Raw genomic sequence first — 24,539 nt, 5'->3', positions numbered from 1 at the left:
TCTTCCGGGAAACGGGGAAACACCCGAAGATTTAAGCGGGAAAACAGGGGGAAATCAGTTCTTTTCGTAAGCGCTTTCTGAAAAATCATCCTCCTGCAGTGAATCCTTCCGGCGGTAGACGGAGGGGGAGAGGCCTGTGATTTTTTTGAACTTCTCACGGAAATAATCCACATCGCTGAACCCGACTTCGCTTGCGGCCTGATGGATTTTGCAGCCCTGGTCCAGCAGTTCCTTGGCTCTCCCGATGCGTACATTGTCCAGATAGCTGTTGAAGGAGCTGCCCGTACTGCACTTGAACAGCTTGCCGAGGTACGCACTGCTGTAAGAGAACACGTCAGCCAGGGTTTCCAGCTTCAGATTCTCGTCATAATGCCGGTGAATGAGGTCCAGCATCCGCTTCATTAATACATCCATCTCATCGCGGATAATTCCGCCTGCATATTGCTCCAGCAGATCCGTGATATAGCGCTGCAATTGGGGAAGCGAGGTATGCCTGTAGATTTGCTGGATTTGCCCGTCCACCCGGCTCTGCGCCTGGCCCAGCTCCTTAAATTCCAGAGAGAGCTTATTGAAAAGTGCCGTAACCGTCCGGACGTAATAGGATTTCACAGCCATCTCCGATAAGCCTGCGGCAGTCATGATATCCCCGGCTTCCTGGATCAGGGAAGGGATTAGGGTGAGGTTCCCGGTATCCATGGCAAAATACAGCCGGTCCATCACCGGTGCGAGGCTGCTCTCCGCATCCGGGAGCTTAGCCGGAAGTCCCGTCTTCATCTTCAGCGAGTCCGGACCGATCATCCCCGGCTCATCATAGAAGAAATGATCCTTCATCCGGGCCAGCGCCGATTGATGGGAGACGGAGAGCTCATCCAGGCTGTCCACCATGTCTCCGGCGGTAATAATACATTCCAGTCCCTCGGCGGCGGATGCTTCGCGGATATTCTGCACGATTAATTTGCGGACCAGCTCCTTCTGATAAGAGGGCTGCAGCAGCACGCCCAGATAAGAATCCAGCGAGAAGACAATGCCCCAGCTGTTGTTCTCGAAGCTTGCCGTCAGCCTGGCCTTGACGGCGGTGGAAGGTCCGTTATCCGCATGATCCTGGAGCAGCAGCCGGATCAGGACTACCTGATAGGAATCCCAGAGCAGGCCGGATTCCATTGCCGGGTCCATCAGTGCTGGCGCTGCTGGGTGCAGGCGGCTCTCCATCAGCAGGGACTGGACGAGCATCTCCCGGCTCCATACCTTGACGGCGGCATGATTCCTGCGGTCTATAGTCCGTGCATTCAGCACGTCAGACAGGCTGGACAGATACTGCTGCAGTTCATCTTCATCGACAGGCTTAAGCAGATAGTTATCGATGCCGTAAGACAGCGCACGCTTGGCATAGCTGAAGTCGGCATAGCCGCTCAGGATGACCATATGCATATCCGCCTCGTCATCCTCCCGCAGCTCCCGGATCAGCTCCAGTCCGTCCTTCCCGGGCATGCGTATATCGATAATCATCAGATCCGGGGAATACAGCTCAACCTTATACCGCGCTTCAATCGCGTTGGCCGCCGTATCCACCACCCGGTAGCCAAGGCTCTCCCAGTCCAGCAGCGTGACAAGCCCTTCACGGATAGACAATTCATCATCAACAATTAATACACTATACATAAGAATCACTCCTTAGGGGGATGGCGAAGCTGATCTGCGTGCCGTATCCGCTCTGACTGGCCAGGTTCAGGCCGCATTCCGGGCCATAGGTCAGCTGAAGACGCAGGTGGATATTGCGCATTCCGATATTATTGGTTTCATAATCATCCTTGTTGTCCAGCATTTGCCGGATTTCAGCGATCCGGGCAGCTGAGATCCCTATTCCGTTATCCGATACCTCAACCTTGAGCAGGGCATTCTCGACCCTGATGTCTACTCTGACCATTCCGCCGTCCATCCGGTTTTCCAGTCCGTGAATGACGCAGTTCTCTACCAGCGGCTGAATAATCAGCGGAGGTATTTGTATGGCATTCGCTGCCGGATCTACATACAGCTCATAGGCGAGCCGGTCATTATAGCGGAATTTCTGGATGATCAGGTAGCAGCTTACGGTCTCCAGCTCACTTTGCAGCGCTATTCTCCCGTTGCCTACCTCCAGATTCTTGCGCATCATCTTACCCAGCAGCCTTACCACCTGGGAGATGTCGGTCTGGCCCCGGGAATGGGCTTTCATCCGGATCGATTCCAGGGCGTTGAACAGAAAATGAGGGTTGATCTGGCTGGCCATCATCTTGAATTTAATCTCATTCTGCTTCAGCAGGGTGGCGTTCTTCTGGCGGTTCGATTCCTGCACCTCGCTCATCAGATCGTTGATATTCCTTACCATATGATTGAATTGCCTTGCCAGCTGGCCGATCTCATCCTTGCCGTCTATCACCAGCCTCGCCTCCAGATTCCCGGACGCGACCTTGGAGATATGCTTGCTTAAGTGCAGCATGCGTCCGGTGAGCAGCCGTGAGAAGTAATAGATCAGGATAATTGCCAGAATCAGAGCCGAGATAATGACCATAGACGCCAGTGAGATAATCCGGTTGGGCTCACCCACAATGCTCTCTACCGAGAAGATGGAGATAATCCGCAGGCTGTTCAGGCTGCCCCCGGGATGCCAGTCATCGATCAGCATTTTGGAGGGCTTGCCGTCAATCCTTACATCGGCCGGCCCTTGTCCGGGAAGGGGAGACAGCGGTTTGAAGTCGATGTCCTCCAGCGTCTTGCCCAGCGTATCTGCACGGTTCGAGGCAACAATGTTGTCGTTCTCATCAACGATAATTGTCTCGAAGGTCTCCTGATCCAGAATGGAGTTGAGCCTCTCCGTATTCACATTCACAATCAGCACGCCGGTCGTCCGCTGCTTCAGGAAATCGATCTTGCGGATCAGGCTGAGATAATACTTGCCGTTACGGTTGTCGCGGATATAATTCCAGCAGACCAGCCCTTTCTGGGCAAGGGCGGTCTGATACCAGGTCTCCTGCGTTACTGCGGCATCTGCCTGGAGGAACTCCCAGTTGTCCAGCACCGTCGGGTTGTCAATGTACAGCCGGATGCTCGAGATTTCTTTGTATAGCCGGACGAATTCCCGGAAGTCCGGATAGTCCCAGTAAGCCTGCACCACATCATAGACCGATTCATAACGGTGGTTGGCGGCTTCCTCCAGCCGGCTGTCATTGGACAGCCGGTAGGCGATATCGAGCGGGACATTCAGCATCTCGCCGGTTCTTTTTTTCACCCGGTCTACATTGGCTGTAATCTGCTCCAGTGCGTTGTCCAGAGCCATATTCCGCAGTTCACTCGTCAGGAACACCCCCACAATCAGCACCGGAATCAGGACCACACAGCCAAAGGATAGAAAGAGCTTGGTCCTGAGCTTCAGATTGTTCATCAGGGTGATGATACGGGTATACACGAATACAATCCCCTCCGTCAGACTATAATTGTTAACGCTTACATAAGAGTATATCTGCAAACTGTAAACCAATATATGTAATCTATTTGGTTTTTATTGTCTTCATTTATGGAATTTGAGGAAATCAGCGTTTCCCCTTACTGCAGATTAAGCCGGAGGGTGGGAACGGGAACTACGGTAACGGCCGTCATTCCCTGTGAAGCAGGTTGAAATGGTTAAAAATGAGGTTGTAATCCGCGATTTTTTTTCGCCGGATAGCATGTATTATTGTAGGTGAATTACTATAATTTTGAAATACATCGACGGGTGCAAGGCCTGGCCGGGAGGGGAGGAAGAGTCCGCAAATTCGAAGATTAATAGAGGAATTCCAGTAAAGTGGAGGAAGAGACATACTGTACATTCCGCTTTTCAAGGAGGAACCGCAATGCCGGGAAGAATGAAATCCCCATTCGTGAAAAAGACGCTGCTAAGCGCCGTATTCACCACTGCAGCCTTAAGTTTACTGTGGTTTGCCCAGCCCGCCTTTGCTTATGATCTGTCGAACAGCAATTTTCAGGTCAGTACCGGTACCAACGGCGACATTACCAGCCTGAAGCTGACCGGAGATAACTTCCCCACAAACTATGTCATGAATGCCACCAATGCCCCCAACCAGAATACGGCAGACCACCAGTGGCTCGGAGAGCTGATGTTCACTTACCGGCTGAACAATGGCGCCTGGACCAAAGCCTTAACCAATAAATCAGCCGACGGCCGCACGCAGAGCCAGACCGGCAATACGGTCAACATCATCTACCAGAATTCCGCGAATGCCGAGGGCATCCGTAATTTCCGGGTGAATGAAAGCTATTCTCTCGTAAGCGATTACTTGCTGTGGCAGATTCAAGTGACCAACACCAGCACACAGACTCTGGAGATCGGTGATTTCGGCCTGCCGCTGCCCTTCAACGAATTCTGGACCGGCGGAGGCAATGAGCAGATTTATGAATCCAGGGTAGTTACCCAATCCTTCATCGGCAATAACAGCTCCTATGTGACTGCACAGCGCCCAAGCGGCATTGGCCCTTCCCTCCTGCTGGTGCCGGATGCCACCACCGGCGCAGGCTTCGAGTATATGGATAACTGGCGCATCCAGGATCATGCGGGCAGCAAATGGGCGGGCGATCAGGGCGGCTGGGTGGAAGGCCTCTCGGTCTACTACATCCACTCTAATGTGATTAAGAGTACGGGGCGCGGCTACCTGCCGAACAGCAGCCTGACACTTGCCCCGGGAGCAAGCAAAACCTATGCCTTCAAATTCTTCAAATCAGCCAGTGAGCAGGCTACCAAGGACCGGCTGTACTCGGAAGGGCTGATTGATACCACGGTAGTACCGAGCTTAGTCGTGCCAACTAACCAGACGGCCAAATTCGACCTCCGCACGTCCAAGACTATCACTTCCGTAACTGCGCAGTATCCGTCCGAAACGACGGTGACTTCCCTTGGAACAACGGCAGGGGATCACAAGCTGTACTCCCTGCAGATGAATCATCTGGGCCCCAACAACATCACAGTCAATTATGGCAGCGGAGAAAAGACGACCCTGCAGTTCTACGCCATTGAACCGGTAGATACGGCGCTCCAGCGCCATGCCACCTTCATGGTGAACAATCAGCAGTGGAACGTGCCTGGGGATATCCGGGACAAGGCCTTCGATGACTGGATGATGCAGACCAATAGCAAACGCAATAATTTTGCCGGGTACTGGGGCTGGGGGGATGACTGGGGATATACACATGCCCAATTCCTTGCCGAGAAGAACGTCCAGAAGCCTGTAACCTCAGAAATAACCGCACTCGACCAGTATCTGGAGACCACGATCTGGACGAACCTGATGGCCGGCCATCATACCGATTACCTGGTGCCTGACTTCCTCATGGCCGCGCCGAACACTACACCGACCTACCGGGGGTACGCTTACCCGCATATCTACAATACGTATTTCAGCATGTACAAGATTTCCAGGCTGTACCCCGGCCTGATCACCTATACGCAGCCCAGCAATACTTATCTGCTGCGGGCATATAACATTATGAAAGCGCTCTATGATGGTCCTGTAGCCTACAACTGGAATACGGGCCTCATGGGCGAGGTGACTACTCCGGAGATCATCAAGGCTCTGCAGGCAGAGGGCTATACTACCCAGGCCAACGATATCATTGCCAAAATGAATACCAAATACAACAACTTTGCCAGCACAACCTATCCTTACGGCTCCGAATACAACTATGACAATACCGGCGAAGAAGCCGTGTACATGCTGGCGAAGATGAATAACAACAATACAATTAAGAGTAAAATCAACACCAAAACCCGTGCCGTCCGCGGAAAAATGCCGGTATGGTACTTCTACTCCGATCCGGTAACGATCAACGGAGAGCCATGGTGGCAATTCCAATACACCGCAGCGCTTGCCGGAACGGCAATGGATGACTGGGTGCGCAATAATTCCACTGCTCCGGAAGTAGAGCAGCGCTTAACCTATGCCGCCAAGCTCGCGAATCTGACCGCGATCAACTCGGGGCAGATCAGCTCCGATCCGGCAGATATCGGGGCCGTATCGTGGACGTATCAGGCGATGAAGGGCAACAACGGCGCACTGGGCCTTGACGGCGGACCGCTGTTCAATGGCTGGCGCGGCATGTCCGGCGAAGCAGATCTCGGCCTGTTCGGCGCGATCAAGCTGCTTAGCTCCGATGTGGCAGTAGACCCGATCTTCGGGCTGTACGGCTACGGCTGCGAGGTTACGGAGAGCGGCGGGAACTACATCGTTACACCCAAGGACGGCGTATACCAGCGCCTGAATCTGATCACGGAGAAATGGGGCATGAGCCTGGAGCGGGACAAATACACTTTGGCAACCGTCGCTAAGGCGAAGACCAGTGCCAGCTTCACGCTCAGCAATGCAACACCGGGGACCGCACATGTTACGAAGGTGGCCTTTAACGGATTTGCCCCCGGAACTTATAACGTAACGGTGAACAATGTGGCATCCGGCAGCTTCACGGCAGTGAACGGGCAGACTGCAACCGCCAGCCTGAATATCGGCACGGGGTCTTCCTATGAAGTGAAGATCCAGCAGGGAACTGCCGCCCCGGTCTCCTCCATCGTTGTCAACTACAACATGAACCAGTCCTCCGGAACAACGGTTACGGATTCCTCTTACGGCTTGAACCATGCGGTGCTGACCGGAACTTCCACCTGGGTTACCGGCCGCACAGGCGCAGGCAACGCGCTGAATCTCAGCGGAACCAGCGCTTATGCCTCACTGCCGGCAGGCGTGGTCAGCCAGCTGAACGACTTTACGATCTCCGCCTGGGTTAAGATTACGTCTAATAGTGACTGGGCGCGAATCTTTGATTTCGGCACGGGAACAACCGCTAATATGTTCCTGGCACCCCAGATTGGCGGCGGCGGGATGCGCTTTGCCATCACCACCGGCGGCAACAGCACCGAGCAGCAGCTTACAGCAACTGCACCGCTGGCCACCGGAGCATGGAAGCATGTCGTTGTGAGCCTGTCCGGCACGACAGGCCGTCTCTACCTGGACGGCGTACAGGTTGCCGTCAACACGGGCATGACACTGAAGCCTTCCAGCCTGGGCAATACCACGCAGAATTATATCGGCAGATCACAATACGGTGATCCGAATCTGAACGGCGCTGTCGATGATTTCATCATCTTTAACCGTGCCCTCAGTGCTTCGGAGATTACCGCACTCTTCGGAGGGACGATGCCTGCGCTGTCGGCTTCCGCTTCCATGGAGGAACTGGATGCGCTGCAGCCGGATTCCGGGCTTGCCCTGCCGCCGCTTGACGAAGCGGATGGACAGCAGCCGGACGGCGAAGTCACTCCGCTGCCGGATAGCAGTGCTCCTGATCCAGGTGCACCGGAGGTTCCTGTGACACCTGAAGCACCGGTAACACCTGAAGTGCCTGTAAGCTGATCTACGGAAGTCTTCCAGGAGAAATGCATATCGCAAAGAGGGAGAACCCTTGAGATAGGGGACTCCCTCTTTGGTGTTTATGAGGCGGACTGAACGGCTGTCCTGGAATGGGGCCGTCTGTGCACGCTCAGCGTTTCCGGATAAACCTGCTGCGGAAGTCCGACGGGGACAGGCCTTCCTTCTTGGAGAAGCAGGAGGAGAAATGGGAGACATGATGGAAGCCGACCTCTTCGGCAATCCGGGTCACAGACCAGGAGGTCTGCAGCAGCAGACGCTTCGATTGCTCGACCCGGTAGTTCTGGAGATAAGCCATAGGCGTCATGCCGTAAGCTTTCAGCATGCTTTTGGCCAGATAGTTGGAGTGGTAATTCAATTCCTTCTGCAGCAGCGGATTGTTGATGTCCTGGGTATAATTGCGGCGGATATAGAGCTCAATGCGTTCGGCAAGCTGGATGGCGGTAGCATCAGAGGGGGAGGCGAGGTCACGGTCCAGATGCTGGAGGAAGGACTGAAAGGAAGCCTGGCGCTTCCAGTTCCGCAGGGACTGCGGCTCATGCTCCTGCTCGAAGAACAGGTTCAGCACCTCCATTGCCTTGGCTGTAATCTTCATATGCTTGGGGATGTAAATGGAACAGACATCGGCATGATTGAGGTAGGCCTTCTGCTTATGGCTCTCAATTAAGGCACTCTGGTTGTCCAGACATTCATCCATGCTCTCACATTCCTTCCAGCTGCCAAAGGTCTGGAAATGAATCCAGATAATCTTCGTATCCCCGGTGCAGGGAGCGCTGCCGTAATGATGCCCGTCCGGACGGAGAATGAGGATCTCGCCTTCCTTCAGCTGCCACTCCTTCCCGTCCTCAACGACCGGCAGGGTTCCCTTCAGCACAACAATCAAATCGAATACCCCGATGCAGTTGCGGTCGATGTGATAATCACCAGCCGTATAAGTGGCGTGTCCGCAATCTATGAAGTAAGGAATCGGCGGGGAAATGAAATGGAGTATCGGTGAGAGCATTTGATAAGCCTCCAGTAGGTTGAAATGATGAAAAATAAGGTTGGAAATCCTCGTTTTTTCTCATGATACAACATGTATTATTATTAATAAAGCGCTTTCTTTGAAGTTGGAAAGATGAAAGGAAAGGGCTCGGCAATAATTGATGAATCCTGAGAGGAGCGTTCCATATAATGAATGATATTACTACAGCCGCATCCGGCAAGGTTCAGATCCAAGATGTGTTCTGGTCCGAATATATCCGTCTGGTCCGCGAAGTTATGGTTCCTTATCAGTGGGAAGCGCTGAATGACCGTATTGAGGGGGCTGTTCCCAGCCATGCGATCCGCAATTTCAAGATTGCTGCCGGACGGGAGGAGGGCGGGTTCAACGGAATGGTCTTTCAGGACAGCGATGTCGGCAAATGGCTCGAAGCGGTTGCTTATCTTCTGGAGACCCGGCGGGATTCCGCGCTTGAGGACATTGCCGATGAGGTGATTGAACTACTGATTGCCGCCCAGCGGGCTGATGGCTATCTGAACACCTACTTTCTGCTGAAGGAACCGGGGCAGGAATGGAGCAATCTGGCGGAATGCCATGAATTATATTGCGCCGGACATCTGATTGAAGCAGCAACAGCTTACTACCGGGCTACGGGGAAAAGAAAGCTGCTGGATGCGGTCAGCCGCTATGCCGATTACATAGCTTCCGTATTCGGAACCGGACCCGGCAAGCTGCACGGGTATGACGGGCATCAGGAGATCGAGCTGGCACTCGTGAAATTATTCCATGCGACAGGGAAGCGGGAGTATTTGGAGCTGGGGCGTTATTTCCTGGAGCAGCGGGGGCAGCAGCCATCTTATTTCGAAGAGGAATGGGAGCGGCGCGGCCGTACCTTGCATTTCCCGGAACTCGACATAGTGCATGATCCCCTCTACAACCAATCCCATGTTCCGGTCAGGGAGCAAGCCACTGCAGAGGGACACGCGGTCCGCCTGGTGTATATGTGTACAGCGATGGCTGATATCGCCCTGGAGACGAAGGACGCGGGACTGCTTGCCGCCTGCCGGAAGCTGTGGGATAACATCGTGAATAGAAGGATGTATATTACGGGCGGCATCGGGTCCATGGAACAAGGGGAATCCTTTACGGCCGATTATGATTTACCGCCTGATCTGGCTTATGCCGAGACCTGTGCATCTGTAGGGCTGATCTTTTTTGCCCGGCGTATGCTGGCCCTGGATCATCACCGCAAATATGCGGATGTGCTGGAGAGAGCCCTCTACAATACCGTAATCAGCGGCATGTCGCTGGATGGGACCAAGTTCTTCTATGTGAATCCGCTGGAGGTGTACCCGGAGGTTCTGGGCAAGAACAAGAATTATAAGCATATACAAGCAGAGCGCCAGGGCTGGTTCACCTGCGCCTGCTGCCCGCCCAATGTCGCGCGTCTGCTGGCTTCGCTGGGAGATTACATGTATTCTGCGCAAGGGGATACCTTATACGTGGAGCTCTATATCGGCGGACAGCTGGAAACGGTGGTGAACGGGCTGCCGTTAAGGCTCGAACAGCATTCCAGTTACGTTACGGATGGCAAGGTCCGCTTTGTGGTCGATCCGGAGCAGGAGCGGGAATTCACCATAGCCCTGCGCATGCCGGAGTGGAGCAATGAGGCGATAGTATCCATACAAGGCCAGGCCCGTACATACAGCGGCGGAAGTGCTGACGGGTATATTCATCTCACCCGCAGCTGGGCGTCCGGCGACGCCATTGAGGTGTGCTTCGCGATGCCGGTGCACCGGATGAAGGGACATCCGCATATCCGCCAGATTTTCTCCAAAGTCGCCCTGCAGCGCGGTCCGTTCGTCTATTGTCTGGAGGAGGCAGATAACGGAAAGCGGCTGTACCAGCTGCGTCTGCCTGCCGTGCAAGCCTATACTCTTGCCGAAGAACCGGGATTCCCGGCGGGCATTCAGACGCTGAGCGTCCCGGGGATCAGGGCACAGCCGGAAGGGGAGTGGGTAGCGGAGGGATTGTACAGCAGCGGAGCCTCCTGGACCGGCCGGGAGGTGCAGCTGAAATTCATCCCTTACTTTGCCTGGGCCAACCGCGGAGCTGGTGAAATGTCCGTCTGGGTTGAGGAGGAAGCTGGCAGATAAGTGGATATACTATTCCTGCTGCTGTAGAACAGAATTTAACGGTGTAGCTTAATAGAGTAATCAGAGTAATCAGAGGTGTCCTCCGAGCCGTTGCATGGCTGGCCGGGGCATCTCTTTGTGTATGGGTACCCCTCACACTCCCTGCGGTCCATCAGCGGCAGCACCTTTGCGGACTGAAGGGCCGTTATTTCACCAAACCAGGCCTTTTTGCAGGCTATGCGGACTCAGATGCACTGATCAGACCCGGCTTCCCTCATTTTAAGCCCGAGAGAGCAATATAACGGCTCCACTGAGTCCGCAACAGGCAGTGAAACAGGTTTTTCCGCGAAATAAGGTCCTCTGAGTCCGGATAGCTCTGCGGGAGGACGCGTTCGTTTGCACTCCGCCGGCTAATCTACTCCTCATGAATATTATTTTAAATTTACAAATATGAATTTTTATTAGATAATATAACGAAACGTATCGTATCGTTTATTCATAGGCAATAACAGCGATTCAGGGGGTGAACCATTGAACACGGACATACACATAAATGTGAAGCACAAGGAAGCCCGCAGCAAACAGGGGATTCTGGAGGCGACGATTGAGATGCTCGCTGCAAACAATTATTCCTCTTTAACTATTGAGGCAGTGGCGTCACAGGCCGGAGTAGGCAAATCAACCATTTACAGATGGTGGAACAATAAAGCGCGTCTTGTACTGGATGCGTTTCTTATGACCGCGGAATCCGAGTTTGATTTTGACGCCGATAAACCGGTTCAGGATAACTTCAGGCAGCAGCTTGAAGCTTTGGCGCGTATTCTGAACAGCCCGATCGGGAAGTCCACCTTAACCATCGTTACGGAGAATGATGGGATTGCGAAAGATTTTTACAACCTATTCTTGATCACTAAGCGAAATACAGCCAAACAAGCGCTTCAGGCAGCCATCGATAAAGGTGAAGTGAAGTCGGCGCTTAACCTGGATGTCGTCCTGGATCTGCTCTATGGTCCCATTTACTTTCAGATTCTGATCTATAAAAAAATCCCGGATGAGGATTACATCAACGATCTGCTGATCCATGTGATGAATGGAATCGCTGCTGCTACGGCAAATTAAACAAACTATTAAAACCGGGGGAGCTTTACTTCATGAATCAGACGATAAGCAAGCAGAGCGGCAATTCAAGCTACTCTTTAATGACGGTCATATTATTCTGGTGCGGATTGGTCATCTTAACCAGCATGTATATCACAATTCCTTTGGCCGATGTATTTACGCAGGCCTTTCAGATCAGCCCGGGTGAGGCCGCCTGGATCGGAAGCTCGTTCTCACTCTGTTATGCGCTGGGCTGTCTGCTCTATGGACCGTTCTCAGACAGATACGGACGTAAAATATTCCTGGCGGCAAGTATTATCGGGTTAACTTTAGTCACCGTTGCGATCGGATTTGTGGATAGCTTCTACGGGCTTATTGTCCTCAGAGGGGTTCAGGGGCTTATTGCCGCTGCATTCGCGCCGATTTCACTCGTGTATGCCGGGGAAATGTTTCCTCCCCATAAAAGACTCACAGCTCTCGGATTTATAAGCTCCGGGCTGCTGATGGCAGGCATTGTAGGCCAGGTGTTCAGCGGGCTGGTTAACGAATATTGGGGCTGGCACGAAATTTTCTTCATTCTCGGAGGGGTGTACGGGATTACGGCAGTCATTGTCATTCGCTTTCTCCCGAAGGATGAATTGCACCGCCCGAAAGAAAATGTGCTGCTAAAGTTCAAGCAGATGGCCGGGCTGCTCAAACAAACACAGCTGCTGCTGGCTTTCGCCATAACCTTTGTGCTGTTGTTAGCCTTGGTCGGGATGTATACCGTATTAGGAAGTTATTTAAGCTCAGCCAAGTTTGGACTCTCCGCACAGGCAATCCTTTCGATTCGTGCAGCGGGCATCGCCGGAATGCTGTTGTCACCCTTCTCGGGAAGAATTGCCGGGCGGCTGGGGATGGCTGCCGTTCTGCGGGGCGGATTAGCTTTAGCTTCAGCAGGGCTGCTTGCTTTAGCCTTAAACCCGGGCCTGCCGGTTATTGTCCTGATGAGTGTTGTTTTTGTGGCGGGGATTGCCCTGGTAACCCCCGTTGTCATTTCAATCGTCAGCCAGCTGGGCGGGAATGCGCGCGGATCGGCAATTTCATTCAACGCCTTTATTCTGTTCTTAGGCGCCAGCACGGGACCCTTGTTAGCCCTGAAATTATTAAAGACGGAGAACTACCCGCTTTCCTTCGGGATTTTGGGGTCAATTATATTCCTGGGATTCATGGTTTCTCTTCTATTTAAACTGCCATCCAGAAGGCCTGTCACAAGTGAACAGGTGTCTGCTGTACCGGCAGAATAACAGTTACTGTGCGAAGGCATGCGATGATTCCATCGTATGCCTTTTTAAGTTGATATTCTTGAACTAGCCGCTATCCGTTGACAATTTATAAAAAAGTAAGCTATTATCTATTTAAATGTCAGTAAGCACTGACAGTCATTTATGAAAGTAGAAACGAGGCGAATGAATGTAATGGACGATAACGTTCAATCAAAGGATAGTATGCGGACCAATCATGGTATGCCATTAATGCGTATTCTTGTTTTCACACTGATCATCTCCGTGATGAATGGAACGATGTTCAATGTGGTTCTTCCGGTGATCAGCAGACAGTTTCAGCTTTCGCCATCGCAGGTGAGCTGGATCGTGACCGGTTATCTGATTGTATACGCCATTGGCACAGTGACCTTCGGCAAACTGACGGACAAATACAGCTTGAAGAATCTGCTGACATTCGGTCTATTGTTCCTTTCTGCCGGCTCCATAGTGGGGCTACTGGCTACCGAGTATTGGATGATGATCGCCGCCCGTATTCTGCAGGCTGTTGGAGCATCGGTCATTCCTGCGCTGGCCATGATCATTCCCATCCGTTATTTTGCACCGGAAAAGCGCGGCCGGATGTTAGGCACCAACGTAATCGGGACTTCTCTTGGCGCTGCACTAGGCCCGATTATTGCCGGCTTCGTGTCCACTGCCTGGAACTGGCAGGTGCTGTTTGTGATTCCTCTATTGTCGCTGTTTACACTGCCGTTGTACCGCAAATATCTGGATGATGAGAAAGGCAGTGACAGCACAATCGACTTCATCGGCGGAGTTCTGTTGGCAGGAACGATTGCTGCCTTATTGCTTGCGTTGACTAACGGAGGGAAGGGGTATGCTGTGACAGGGGTTGTTATGCTGATCCTGTTCATGGTGCGTATCCGCTATGCTGCTGATCCGTTCGTCAAACCTGCTGTGTTCCGCAACAGACCGTTTACCTTCGGTTTAGCAATATACTTTGTAACGGCGGCTATAGGCTTCGGGACTCCGTTCACTACACCTCAAATGTTATCCCAGGTAAACCAGGTCTCACCAGCCGTTACGGGGATCATTATGCTGCCGTCGGCTCTTGTCACTGCATTTATGGGACGCAAAGGGGGCAAGCTGGCGGATGAGAAAGGCAATCCTTTTCTTCTATATACAGCGGCCAGCATTCTTATCTTTGGTTTCTTATGCTTGTCTTCTGTTGTGGGGATGTCACCGGTCTTTATCTCGGTCTTTCTTATCTTCAGTGTGCTCGGTCAATCTTTGATGCAGATTGCTTTGACGAACACCGTTTCACGGACGCTGCCGAAGGAGCAGATCGGAATTGGGATGGGCCTCTTGTCCATGTTTAATTTCATTGCCGGGGCGGTCTCTGCCGCTGTCTTCGGGAAGATCCTTGATATGGGCACAACTGCTATTCATCTGAACCCGTTCCCGCACAATAGCACTGCCTTCGTATACAGCAATATTTTCCTGGCGCTCGCGTTATTGGTTGCTGTAATGGTCTTGCTCTTCTTCCTTCAATTCGGGCGCAGTGCTAAAATACAAAGCGGAGGTGGATTAAGTGAGCGAAGACAGCAGTATAAGCAACAGTGACAAATTGCTGCTCGCAGCAATCGATTTAATTGCAAGCAAGGGGTATAAAGGGGTAACTACCCAGGAAATAGCTGCCGCAGCCGGATTCAGTGAGAAAACATTGTTCCGCCACTTTGGAAGTAAACAGAACCTGCTCGAAGCTGCCTTTGACCGTTTTCATTATGCTGAAGAAATGACCAGGCTGTTTGATGAGAAACTGATCTGGGATTTGCAGACAGACTTGCTGCTGATCAGCCGGACCTACCATGAAATCATGAACCGCAACCGGAAGATGATTATGATCAGCGTGAAGGAAGCGGATAATTTACCGGGGTTCAGTGAAAGAACATTGAAGCATCCCAGACAATTTATAAGTATTTTGACGAATTATTTCACGGTGATGGCCGGCAAGGGGAAGCTGACCGATGTCAATCCGGAGATTCAGGCCTATTCCTTCATCTCGATGAATTACGGGGTTTTCGCCAACAATCTGGATATTGGCACAATCTCACTTGAGGCATTCATTAAGGAGAGTGTACAGACCTTCACCAGGGGGTTAACCCCTTAAGGAGGAGGTTTACCAGTTCACTTGAAGGAACAAACGGCGGGAATTATGGAAAAGGATCAGTTACATGAAACAGAAACATACAAAATTAATTCTTTTACGTTACAATATAAATAACCAGGGAAATATGGGAATATATATATAATTATGGAGGTGTATAATGTGGATTTTCATAGTTGTATTCACAGTGTTGGGGATTGTAGCTCTTATTAGCCCGCGAAGTTCATGGTATATGTCAAACTGGTGGAGGTTTGAAGGAGAGGTTGAACCAAGTGCTGGCTCTTTGATTTTTTATCGATTGGGAGGGTTTATCTTTCTTGTAATTGGTATTGTGTTGCTATCGAAAGTTCTCTAACGAAAGCCGATCGTATCCATTAGGAATACTTAAAAAACACGCTATTAAACCTCCACTAAAATGGAGGTAATTGGATTCAATTAAAGAGTGAAGATTCCCCCTCTTATAATTATAGCCGTACACGTGATGGTGTGATTTCTTGAAACAAGGAATTACGGTTATTTTATCGGGATTTCCTTCACTCTTTTCTTCTGCCATAAAACACTATGTCCGAGGATAAGTTCTCCCCTAAACGCTCATGTCATCTCCCAATAGGGCGCTCGTCGCAGTGGATTGGAACCTCATTCAGTGAAATTATTCAAAACAGATATAAAAAAAGGCCCACTAGTAATTTCTAGTTGACCTAATACAAAGGGGGTTAATTTGGAATTTTCTAAGAGTGATTAGTTACCAACATCAACTGTATCATATACCGTATAGCCCAATGGTACATTTTTTACAAGGGCTGTCACGGAAGTTTGAGCTACAAATTTACCTTTGGTCGCATCAATATCCCATTGTCCACTAACGCTCGTTTGACCGGCTGCAGGCCATGCTGGTGAATGATATGCTTGAGTACTGTTCATATAGTCATACCATAACGAAACGCCATCAGAAGGCCAGTTGTAAGCGATATTATAACGTAGGTTACTCACTCTAAAGTATTGTTGCGTTGTATGTGTAGAGAAAACCCATCCTTCCGACATTCCGCTAGATAGTAAGAAAGGAATGCTAGTCCCGCTTGCTAAAACATGAAGATCACTCGCTAGAAGACGAGAGTCGCTAAAAGACTTCTTTGCTGGCAATGTATGAATACTCTGTACGGATGATTCTAGAATTTCGCTGTTTTCGATTTGTGCTTGTTGTATTGTTTGTTCCAGTTCCGCTTGGCTCACACTTTTAGAAATAACAAAACCAAAACTTTCTTCAACTGTTTGATTAATTGGTGATATTTTTGTATTTGAAATTACACCTGTAACAGAACCATTAGATTCGAGAAGGTTAAAAGAAACACCATCTGCAGTTTCAGTTGTAGCATATTTCCTTCCATTTTCATCCTTCCCGAAGCTTACAGCATCAATATCGTATTCTTTACCGTTTAGCTCGAAGCTTACAGATAACTTTTCTTTCTCTTGGATGAGTGCAATCTTAGATAAGCTTCCAACCTCACTTAAATCAACTTTACTGTAGGCAACCCCTTCATAAACTGATTGTTCTGAAGCAGCAGATGCGTTTGGACCAAAAGATAAAATCGTTACCATTAAAACGCCAGAAACAAATGATTTTAACCTCATGAAAACTCCTCCTAATTTCTTAAAATATATTAATGGAAAATAATTCATTTTACTTATATATTGAATCATATATTCCAATATATAGCAATGATTAATTAGTATATTTTAACAAAATTTCAGAGTCTGAAGAATATCTGGGCGAAGAAATGAAATACAACTATGATAAAACGATTACGGCTGGCGCGACAATCAGATAACGCAGATCTTGCTTTGTTCGGGGCAATCAAGCTACTCAGTTAAAGGTTATAAGTGGATGACAGCACCGCACATGTTAGCGGAATTGCTCCTAATGAACAGCTAGGCGTTAAATCTGCAGGAAACGTTGCGTTTTTTACAGGTGGGGAAGGAAAGAGCCGTGATTGGTGCCAGCATTAAACGAATATAACTAAAATTCTGCAACCCTGACTGAAATTTGCTGCCTTATGAATTCAAACATGATGAAATATAATTGAGAGAACGGAAGCTGTTGAAGAAAAGGGGCGGGAGATGGCCAGGGTTAGGAGCACAGCAGAGCAGCTTAAGAGGTGGTTTGCGGATCTATCCATCCAAATCAAGCTGATTGGGGCTTATATCGTGATTATTCTGGTTCCGGTTATTGTGATTTCCAACTATTTGTTTACCGGGTTCTATCAGAATACGATCCAAGACATCATCAAGGAGAATCGTTACCAGACCGATAATGAGAAACAAGAGATTATGAGCAAAATCGGAGTCATGGAGCAGTCAATCGGATTACTGGTTTCGGATCGGCAGCTGAGGGAGTATGTAACCGTTGAATCGGAGCCCGGGTTGAACGATATCAAGCGGTTTCAGGAATACTCCTTCACCTATTTACAAACCGTGTTGTTCAATAATTCGGATATCGCAAATATTCACTTTTTCGTGAACAATCCATGGATTAGTGAGCTCTGGCCAATCATTTATCATGAAGAAAGGATTAAGGACAAGCCATTTTATACTAAAATGATGAATCAAACCAGAAACGATCTATGGGAGATTCAATCTGAAGATGCACTATTACAGGACAGCAACGATGCTGTGAACCCAAGCTCAAGCTCTATAGTCTCCTTGATGGCGGGAGTTAATCAAATGAACAGCCAGAATCTTATCCAGCATCTTGGAATCGTCAAAGTCGATATGCCCATCGGGAATTTCTTCAAAAAGGCTTATAACAACAGCAGTGACCGTGATTCCCGGTTCTACATACTTGATCAGCAGGGCAATCTGCATGCCAACAGCACAGACCCGCTACCGGGATTGGATGAAGCTGATATTCAGCAGGCCGTCGCTAAGTACAAGCAAGCAGGCAAGTCATCATTGCTGCTCTCCCACAAAGGGGAGGATTTCATATACCTTGTTGAACATATCGATAAAATAAATGCAGAGCTTATCAATGTGATTTCCTTACACACTACATATTCCAAGATAGATCGAACCCGAAACACCGTTATTGTGGTCATTCTAATCCTGCTGATGCTTCTGGCCATTACAACCTTCTTCATGCAGTCCATCATATTGAAAAAACTGAATATTCTGCGGGACTCCATGAAACAAGTGCGCGGCGGTGACTTTGGCGTAGACATTGATGTCACAGGCGGCGATGAGATCGGAGAGCTGGCCCACCATTTCCGGCAGATGCTGAATACGATCAATGGAATGATCGCCGATGCGGTGAAGCGCAGCGCAGCCACGAAAGAAGCCGAGCTCCAGGCGTTGCACAATCAGATTGATGCCCATTTTTTATACAACACCCTGGAAAATTTGAAGATGCTTGCAGAGGTTGAGGGACAATATACGGTATCGGATGCGCTCACTTCCCTGGGCAGCATGATGCGTTACAATCTCCGATGGACAGGTGACCGGGTGCAGCTGAGAGATGAAATGGGGCATATTCAGCATTACATAGCAATTATGAGCATCCGTTATGATGAGAAGCTGAAACTGGAGATTGAGGTGGAGGACAGATTTTGGGATCACGAGATATTGAAGATGTCGCTGCAGCCTATTGTGGAGAATGCCTTGAAGCACGGGGTTTATTCCGCTCTGATGAGAAGTGACGGCCTGATTGTGGCTATCCATGCTTTTGAAGACGGGGATTTCTTCTATATTGAGGTCACTGACAACGGTATCGGAATTGCCGGGGATAAGCTGCAGGAGCTGAATCGTAAGCTGATTATGAGTGAAGAGGAATTCAATGCATTGCCCCGGGAGACGGCGGAAACAACGGAACTGAATAAAGGCAGCGGCATCGGGCTGCGAAATGTGAATCAGCGGATTCAGATGGTGTACGGTAATGAACATGGACTCCGGATAGAGAGCAAGCGGGGAAGCTATACCCAAGTGACCGTTAAATTGCCTTTATTAACATCAGGTAGAGGAGGAACGCAGATTATATGAGAAAGCTCCTGATTGTAGATGATGAAAAGAATATCCGCCGCGGGCTTCAGGCCATGATTGAGCGGGAATATACAGATGTATATGACATTCACTTGGCTTGCGATGCTTTTGAGGCGCTGGATATACTGAAAGCTGTGCATATAGACCTTCTGATTACAGATATTCGTATGCCGGAGATGGATGGGATCGGATTAATAAAATCGATTCAAGACTTCCATCTGAAGCCTGTAATTGTAATAGTCAGCGGCTATGATGATTTCTCTTATGCCAAAGCGGCTATCCGCTATGAAGTGAAGGAATATCTGCTCAAACCGGTGATCCGCGAGGAATTGGCTGCTGCAATTAAGCGCGCTGAAGAGGAGCTTGGACGAAGAGAAGAAGTGATAGATGCACTGTCCGCGTCCTCTGAGCAGCGGGAGGAGTACATGGAGAGCCAGCTGAATTACTACGCGGGCTATCCATCAGCGGAGGCGGAAGAGGTTAGAGAGCGGCTGACCCAGCTGGAGCTGAACTGGATGGATCACGGTTTTCATGCAGTGATGATTAAATATGCCGGAGATTTGCAGGCACTAGGGACGGTTACCTTTAAGGCGCAGATCCATGCGTTAATAAAACAGCTTCAGCCTGCATTTCATTTTCGCTTTGTACGTTTTTTTGGCCGGAATACGCAGGCTGTTATCCTGACGGAAGGGATGCATGCTGCCCGGATAGTAACCGGACTGCTGATGCAGGCAGATTCTCACCTGAACATCGCCGTAAGCGGGCTGAATTATGGGATGGAGAAGCTGTACTCTGCTTATGAGGAGGCGGTTGTTTCTTTGAAGCATACTTTCATGCTGCCCGCACCCGGTATCGTAACATTCGAAGAGGTTTGCCTTAAGGATAACGGCTATCAGGTGCCGGCAGATACAATCAAAAGGGTTGCGAATATGCTGGGTTCAGGGCGGGAGAAGGAGATGCTGGGCCTGCTGCATGAGATATTAGACGCTGCGGATATTAGCCCGAAGAATATCGGGTATCTTGAGGAAATCAGCAGAGCCTTGAACGAAATTGTATTTGATCAAACCAAGCAATCTTATGGTAAAGAAGAATCATCAGAAATACTCCAACAGTACAGCAAGGTTAGCGATTTATATCAGTTCAGCTGTTTCCAAGACTATTACCGTGAAGTAGAGAGCTTATTCCTGCTGCTGGATGGCAACCTCCAAACCTTGAAATCCGTGCAGATCGATAATAAAGAAATGAAGAAGGCGATCCAGTACATTCATGAGAACTATGCGCAGAATATTAATATGACCATTATTTCTAATCTAGTGTCCTATAACTATTCTTATTTCAGCCAGGCCTTCCGGGATTACACGGGAGAGAACTTTGTGACCTACTTGAAGAAGTACCGGATCGGTAAGGCGAAGCAGCTGCTCCAGACAACAGATGATATGATTTACGAGATCGCCAAGAATTCGGGGTTTGAGAACACGAAGAACTTCAACCGGGTATTTAAAGAAAGTGAAGGTGTAAGTCCGGTAGAATACCGTAATCAGCAAAAAGTACTGTCTGTGTCAATAGATCAATAGCCGAAGTGTTTACCATCCCCATATTGATAAGGAAGCAGGGATGATATTGTCTTCCACGAAGCTTATCTTTAACGAGGATGAAGTCCAGCGCCTGCAGACCAAACTAGGCCAGGTAAGCCAGGACACCAACCGGCTGTATTTGCAGCTGAAGGGCCAGTCCAGCGGCTGGGGCGGGATTCCCCTGGGAGACCACCTCGTGAAGGCCCAGGTCATGATCAATGAATTAACCGTAGAAGCGGAGAAATTGGAGGATATTATCCGAACTACCCTGAAAGGAGTCGCAGGACTCCAGGAGGAGAATAAACGGCAGGCCGACAAGCTTACGCAGCAGTTTAGTCTTCTCGCGGGTGTATTCGGAAGCTTTGGGACACAAGGTCCTGCCGGGCGGATTTCCATTCCTGCCATTGTGCAGAAGAGTGTAGCGTATCTGATCACTTCGGTTACCGTCCTGCTGGGAAAGGATGAGCTGAATAACGATCCGGCAGTGCAGAAGCTGCGGAATATCATTCAAACGTCCGGGCTTTTGAGCGTAGAGAGTATTGCGGCGCTAAGCAAGCTGAAGGATATCTACGCGGCGCGGGATGGGATCGCGAAGGCGCAGATGGCCTTCAAGGTCTATGAAGCGTTCGGGAACAAGACGCAGATGGAGGCCGTCCACGCGCAGGCCGAGGAAGCACGCCGGAAGCTGGCGTCCCTAGGTGTAGCCAAGGTTCAATATGAAGCAGGGAAGGATGTAAGCGGCTATTTCAAGCAGCCGGCTGTCAAAGCCTGCGATTATGATCCGTCGATCACGGCGGAGAGTGTACCGCTCATACATAACGAAGAATATCTCCTGCTGCTGCGGATGGCGATGGAGAAGAGTGCCGCTGGAGCCTATGTGCGAAGCCAGTTGGAAGTGAAGCGGCTGCAGATTGAAGCTGCGGAACGTCAGTTGGCGCTGGATAGCAATACGGAAGCGAAGAAATATAACTTTGAGGAGTACAGCAAAACACTTATAGGAAACACATGGGTACTCAGTAAAAATGGCATAACAGATCAGGAGGCGGCACAAGCATCCATAGCGTATCAGGAAGCCGTCAGGAATGGAGAAATCAAATCTAATCTGGATAATGTGCCCGTTGATATCATGCAGGAGCAGATTCTGGCAGCAAAAGACGGGACCAACTACTGGACCGGTGCGAAATTATCGAAGCTGCAGGCCTATGGTATAATCATTAGCAGTGTAGTCGCCAGTTTTCAAGGGATTGAAGGAATGCGCGGCAATGTAACGATAAAGAGAAGCCTTCCGCTGCACCCCGGTGCGGGTGAAATATCTGCGTCTAGGGTGAAGAAGCTAAATGTTCCTTTATCTGAGGGGACGGGTGTAGGTTTTGGTTCGGTATCTAAAAAACTAGTTCAAATAATTCAAAACAGATATCCAAATGAAATTCAGCAAGGAAAGAATTTTGAATATGTTTTGGAGAATGGTCAAATTAAGATTCGAGATGGAATTAAAGAAGTTGACTTCATCATTGATGAAAATGGCAACTTAAAGGTTGGACGAGGACATTCTTATTTAGCTAATGGAGCTGATGTTCAAGCTGCTGGAAAACTAAAAGTCGATGCTGATGGAAATGTTAGAAAAATAACAAATGAATCAGGACACTATACCCCAACAGCTGAGCAAGTCAAAAACTATGAGCAAATATTTAATAGTGCTGGACTAAAGACGGAAAATGCATGGTTAGAAATATATCAATTAGAACTAACGAACAATGGTTATGTAGATTTAGGAAAATTAAAGAAAATACAATCAACTAAATTGAAATAAAGGAGTAAGTATTTTGATAAAAGTTACTCAAATGAATGAAGAAATTTTTTCAACAAATTTATCTAAAGCAGTTGATAAGATAAAAGAACTAAGGGGAATTTCAAGCAATATAGTTAAATTTGTTATAGAGCCTATGGAGGAGCATGGGAAAATGTTAGATGGTGGCGACGAAATGATGAAACGTCTTGTGTTATCTAAAGAGAATATTGGTGGTAAAAAACTATTATTAGAAGATGTTGTTGGGGTTTTAGGAGGGCTTTTTCCGAAAGCTCCTATATGGATTAATATATCTTTTATGGAGATAGAAGAGGATACCGCCATATTCAAATTGGAAACTAGTTTACGTTTTAGAAAACCAACATTATTAAGGAATGCTGAAACAGGTCATGCACCCTTTAACGTCATTGTGTAAGGTTTTTAATGATTTTTGTTTAATGGCTCAACTGGTCCATACAATACCCGTATAAAGACACATCAAATGGTTTAACTTCAAATCCTAAAAACGCTATTCCATTACAATGAACAGGTCCACTATGGTCAGATAACACCATGGTTGATCTGTTTTTTTGTGTGGGAACAGAAGAGGAATCCTACATCTTTGGATAACTCTAAATGATATGGAAAATAAAGCCGATAATAAAAAGGCAACTTATATATCAAGTAATAAATTACATATGAAATATTGCTTTGCGGACGAAGCGTGAATGATCAATAAGATAGAAATGAGGAGCGGATATTATGAAAAAAAGACCTTTATTTTATTTATCCACAGCAGTTCTGGCAGTTAGTATATTTGCGGGTGTAGGCAACGCCGTACAAGCAGAGGCACCTGCAGCTGCATCATTTACGGATACGACAGGACATTGGGCAGAGGCTAGTATTCTGGCTGCGGTGCAGAAGGGCTATGTGTCAGGCTATCCGGAAGGAACATTTCAGCCGGAGAAAACGGTGAGCCGCTCCGAATTTATAGCTATGCTGGTTCGTTCCCTGGGACAAGCCTCAGATACGAGTACAACCTCCCCTTGGTATACCCCTTATATTAAGGCAGCGACAGAATCAGGCTATTATGTAGCCGGTGACTTCAGCTCTGGCGATTGGAATTCATCTCTAAGCAGGCAGGAATTAGCCAGAATTGCAGTGCGTGTCATAGGGGGAACGGCAAAGGATAATACAGAATATATGTACATGGCAACCTCGAACGGGGTGTTATCGGGAACAGGAAACGGAGCACTGAACGTAACAGGAACAACGACAAGAGCCCAAACGGTGACCGTGATTGAGCGAATCTCCCATATCTTACAAGGAGAGACGCTGCCCGTGGATACTCTGGCTGTGGCCAATGCGCAAGAAGCGATGAATGCTCCCAAAGATCCGTGGGGAAGAGCGGTCCGGACAACGAATCTTCCCAAAAATGCAAAGGATTTCCCATACATACTGGAAGAGTACCCGAATGAAATGTACGAGTTGGAGCTTCCCTTCAAGGGGATAACAGAGCCGGCATTTAAGATCAGCACACCAGCAGAATTATATAAAACAGATACTCTTATTCAGAATAAGAAGGAAATGGAGAAATGGAAGGATAATGCTGAGGCGTATTACAAGCTCCTTCTAAATGTAGATTACCGGACAATCAACGGGAAGTGGGCTACGGACTTATATAGTCATAAGAATCAGTGGAGTCGGCTTGAAGAGGTTACGGCTTATGTAGCTTGGGTGAAAAAGAATAAAATTGTGACAGAGGGTTCACTTGTGGTTGAGCCTTCAATGGTATTTCATTCAAGAATTGGTGGCTATTTTATGCGTTCGCAATTCTCTTTTAGAATCAAGGAATATAACGAATATAAAGATGTTTTTGATGATGATCGTTTTAATACTCATCAAAAGTTCGATAATCTTAAGTCTCTCGGTAAATTTCAAAAGGGCCAGTGGTACTACGGATATACTAATACTGAACTTAGCACAAATGTGCAAGATGGCATTCAAAGAGTAAGCTCTGATATTTCTCTATTTAAGTTAAGCACTATTATTCACAAAAAAAACTAA

At 48.8% G+C, this 24,539-nt stretch carries 15 protein-coding genes; 11 read left to right on the top strand and 4 right to left on the bottom strand.

Features of this window, described 5'->3' with window-relative positions; genetic code table 11:
- Window positions 1–54: 54 nt before the first annotated feature.
- Window positions 55–1,659 carry a response regulator gene (locus tag NSU01_RS24575; protein ID WP_076244639.1) on the bottom strand — a complete coding sequence of 535 codons (1,605 nt, stop codon included), beginning with the start codon at window positions 1,657–1,659 and terminating at the stop codon, window positions 55–57.
- On the bottom strand, window positions 1,652–3,442 hold the full coding sequence (locus NSU01_RS24570; RefSeq protein ID WP_083705560.1) for a sensor histidine kinase: 1,791 nt from the start codon (window positions 3,440–3,442) through the stop codon (window positions 1,652–1,654). Before NSU01_RS24570 ends, NSU01_RS24575 begins: the two co-directional genes overlap by 8 nt.
- Window positions 3,443–3,866: 424 nt before the next feature.
- Here NSU01_RS24570 and NSU01_RS24565 point away from each other — a divergent pair, with 424 nt between their 5' ends.
- Entirely contained in the window at window positions 3,867–7,427 is a 3,561-nt protein-coding gene (locus NSU01_RS24565) for a DUF5695 domain-containing protein (RefSeq protein WP_083705561.1), read from the top strand.
- A gap of 127 nt (window positions 7,428–7,554) precedes the next feature.
- Here the strand turns inward: NSU01_RS24565 and NSU01_RS24560 are convergent, their stop codons facing one another.
- Window positions 7,555–8,445 (bottom strand): AraC family transcriptional regulator, encoded by an 891-nt coding sequence (locus NSU01_RS24560; RefSeq protein WP_076244642.1) that lies wholly within the window; start codon window positions 8,443–8,445, stop codon window positions 7,555–7,557.
- Window positions 8,446–8,615: 170 nt separating this feature from the next.
- On the opposite strand from NSU01_RS24560, the gene NSU01_RS24555 reads away from it, so the two are divergent.
- The 5 genes from NSU01_RS24555 (at window position 8,616) to NSU01_RS24535 (ending at window position 15,089) form a co-directional block, all read left to right on the top strand.
- Window positions 8,616–10,580, top strand: coding sequence for a beta-L-arabinofuranosidase domain-containing protein (locus tag NSU01_RS24555; RefSeq protein WP_076244645.1), 1,965 nt, complete (start codon window positions 8,616–8,618; stop codon window positions 10,578–10,580).
- A 510-nt stretch (window positions 10,581–11,090) separates the two neighbouring features.
- On the top strand, window positions 11,091–11,678 hold the full coding sequence (locus NSU01_RS24550) for a TetR/AcrR family transcriptional regulator (RefSeq protein WP_052421978.1): 588 nt from the start codon (window positions 11,091–11,093) through the stop codon (window positions 11,676–11,678).
- A 32-nt stretch (window positions 11,679–11,710) separates the two neighbouring features.
- Window positions 11,711–12,943, top strand: coding sequence for an MFS transporter (locus NSU01_RS24545; protein WP_076244647.1), 1,233 nt, complete (start codon window positions 11,711–11,713; stop codon window positions 12,941–12,943).
- Between the two features lie 171 nt (window positions 12,944–13,114).
- The gene (locus NSU01_RS24540) at window positions 13,115–14,542 is read left to right on the top strand and encodes an MFS transporter (protein WP_339302347.1); all 1,428 of its coding nucleotides are present in this window, start codon (window positions 13,115–13,117) and stop codon (window positions 14,540–14,542) included.
- Complete coding sequence (locus NSU01_RS24535; RefSeq protein WP_076244649.1) at window positions 14,511–15,089, top strand: TetR/AcrR family transcriptional regulator; 579 nt, start codon at window positions 14,511–14,513, stop codon at window positions 15,087–15,089. The genes NSU01_RS24540 and NSU01_RS24535 overlap by 32 nt, the downstream gene beginning before the upstream one ends.
- Before the next feature lie 735 nt (window positions 15,090–15,824).
- On the opposite strand, the gene NSU01_RS24530 is transcribed toward NSU01_RS24535, so the two are convergent.
- A complete protein-coding gene (locus NSU01_RS24530; RefSeq protein WP_076244651.1) occupies window positions 15,825–16,715 on the bottom strand; it encodes a hypothetical protein in 891 nt (296 codons plus the stop codon).
- A 486-nt stretch (window positions 16,716–17,201) separates the two neighbouring features.
- Here NSU01_RS24530 and NSU01_RS24525 point away from each other — a divergent pair, with 486 nt between their 5' ends.
- From NSU01_RS24525 to NSU01_RS24505, 5 genes are all read left to right on the top strand, one after another.
- Complete coding sequence (locus tag NSU01_RS24525) at window positions 17,202–19,112, top strand: histidine kinase (protein WP_076244653.1); 1,911 nt, start codon at window positions 17,202–17,204, stop codon at window positions 19,110–19,112.
- Window positions 19,109–20,686: a response regulator gene (locus NSU01_RS24520; protein WP_076244655.1), complete on the top strand. Its 1,578-nt coding sequence runs from the start codon at window positions 19,109–19,111 to the stop codon at window positions 20,684–20,686. Before NSU01_RS24525 ends, NSU01_RS24520 begins: the two co-directional genes overlap by 4 nt.
- Window positions 20,687–20,897: 211 nt before the next feature.
- Complete coding sequence (locus NSU01_RS24515; RefSeq protein WP_339302346.1) at window positions 20,898–22,496, top strand: hypothetical protein; 1,599 nt, start codon at window positions 20,898–20,900, stop codon at window positions 22,494–22,496.
- A 13-nt stretch (window positions 22,497–22,509) separates the two neighbouring features.
- Window positions 22,510–22,908 (top strand): hypothetical protein, encoded by a 399-nt coding sequence (locus tag NSU01_RS24510; RefSeq protein WP_042138882.1) that lies wholly within the window; start codon window positions 22,510–22,512, stop codon window positions 22,906–22,908.
- 326 nt (window positions 22,909–23,234) lie between these two features.
- On the top strand, window positions 23,235–24,539 hold the full coding sequence (locus tag NSU01_RS24505; protein WP_076248953.1) for an S-layer homology domain-containing protein: 1,305 nt from the start codon (window positions 23,235–23,237) through the stop codon (window positions 24,537–24,539).

It is taken from the genome of Paenibacillus sp. FSL H8-0259, assembly GCF_037963255.1.
Taxonomy (GTDB): Bacteria; Bacillota; Bacilli; order Paenibacillales; family Paenibacillaceae; genus Paenibacillus_AQ; species Paenibacillus_AQ phytohabitans.
The sequence above is the reverse complement of the archived record's forward strand: the minus strand, read 5'-3'. Positions and strand labels throughout refer to the sequence as shown.

Bases quoted from the DNA above. Each gene is read 5' to 3' on its own strand.
- NSU01_RS24575 (WP_076244639.1), bottom strand. From the start codon at position 1,659: ATGTATAGTGTATTAATTGTTGATGATGAATTGTCTATCCGTGAAGGG.
- NSU01_RS24565 (WP_083705561.1), top strand. From the start codon at position 3,867: ATGCCGGGAAGAATGAAATCCCCATTCGTGAAAAAGACGCTGCTAAGC.
- NSU01_RS24560 (WP_076244642.1), bottom strand. From the start codon at position 8,445: ATGCTCTCACCGATACTCCATTTCATTTCCCCGCCGATTCCTTACTTC.
- NSU01_RS24555 (WP_076244645.1), top strand. From the start codon at position 8,616: ATGAATGATATTACTACAGCCGCATCCGGCAAGGTTCAGATCCAAGAT.
- NSU01_RS24545 (WP_076244647.1), top strand. From the start codon at position 11,711: ATGAATCAGACGATAAGCAAGCAGAGCGGCAATTCAAGCTACTCTTTA.
- NSU01_RS24540 (WP_339302347.1), top strand. From the start codon at position 13,115: ATGGACGATAACGTTCAATCAAAGGATAGTATGCGGACCAATCATGGT.
- NSU01_RS24530 (WP_076244651.1), bottom strand. From the start codon at position 16,715: ATGAGGTTAAAATCATTTGTTTCTGGCGTTTTAATGGTAACGATTTTA.
- NSU01_RS24525 (WP_076244653.1), top strand. From the start codon at position 17,202: ATGGCCAGGGTTAGGAGCACAGCAGAGCAGCTTAAGAGGTGGTTTGCG.
- NSU01_RS24520 (WP_076244655.1), top strand. From the start codon at position 19,109: ATGAGAAAGCTCCTGATTGTAGATGATGAAAAGAATATCCGCCGCGGG.
- NSU01_RS24515 (WP_339302346.1), top strand. From the start codon at position 20,898: ATGATCAATGAATTAACCGTAGAAGCGGAGAAATTGGAGGATATTATC.
- NSU01_RS24505 (WP_076248953.1), top strand. From the start codon at position 23,235: ATGAAAAAAAGACCTTTATTTTATTTATCCACAGCAGTTCTGGCAGTT.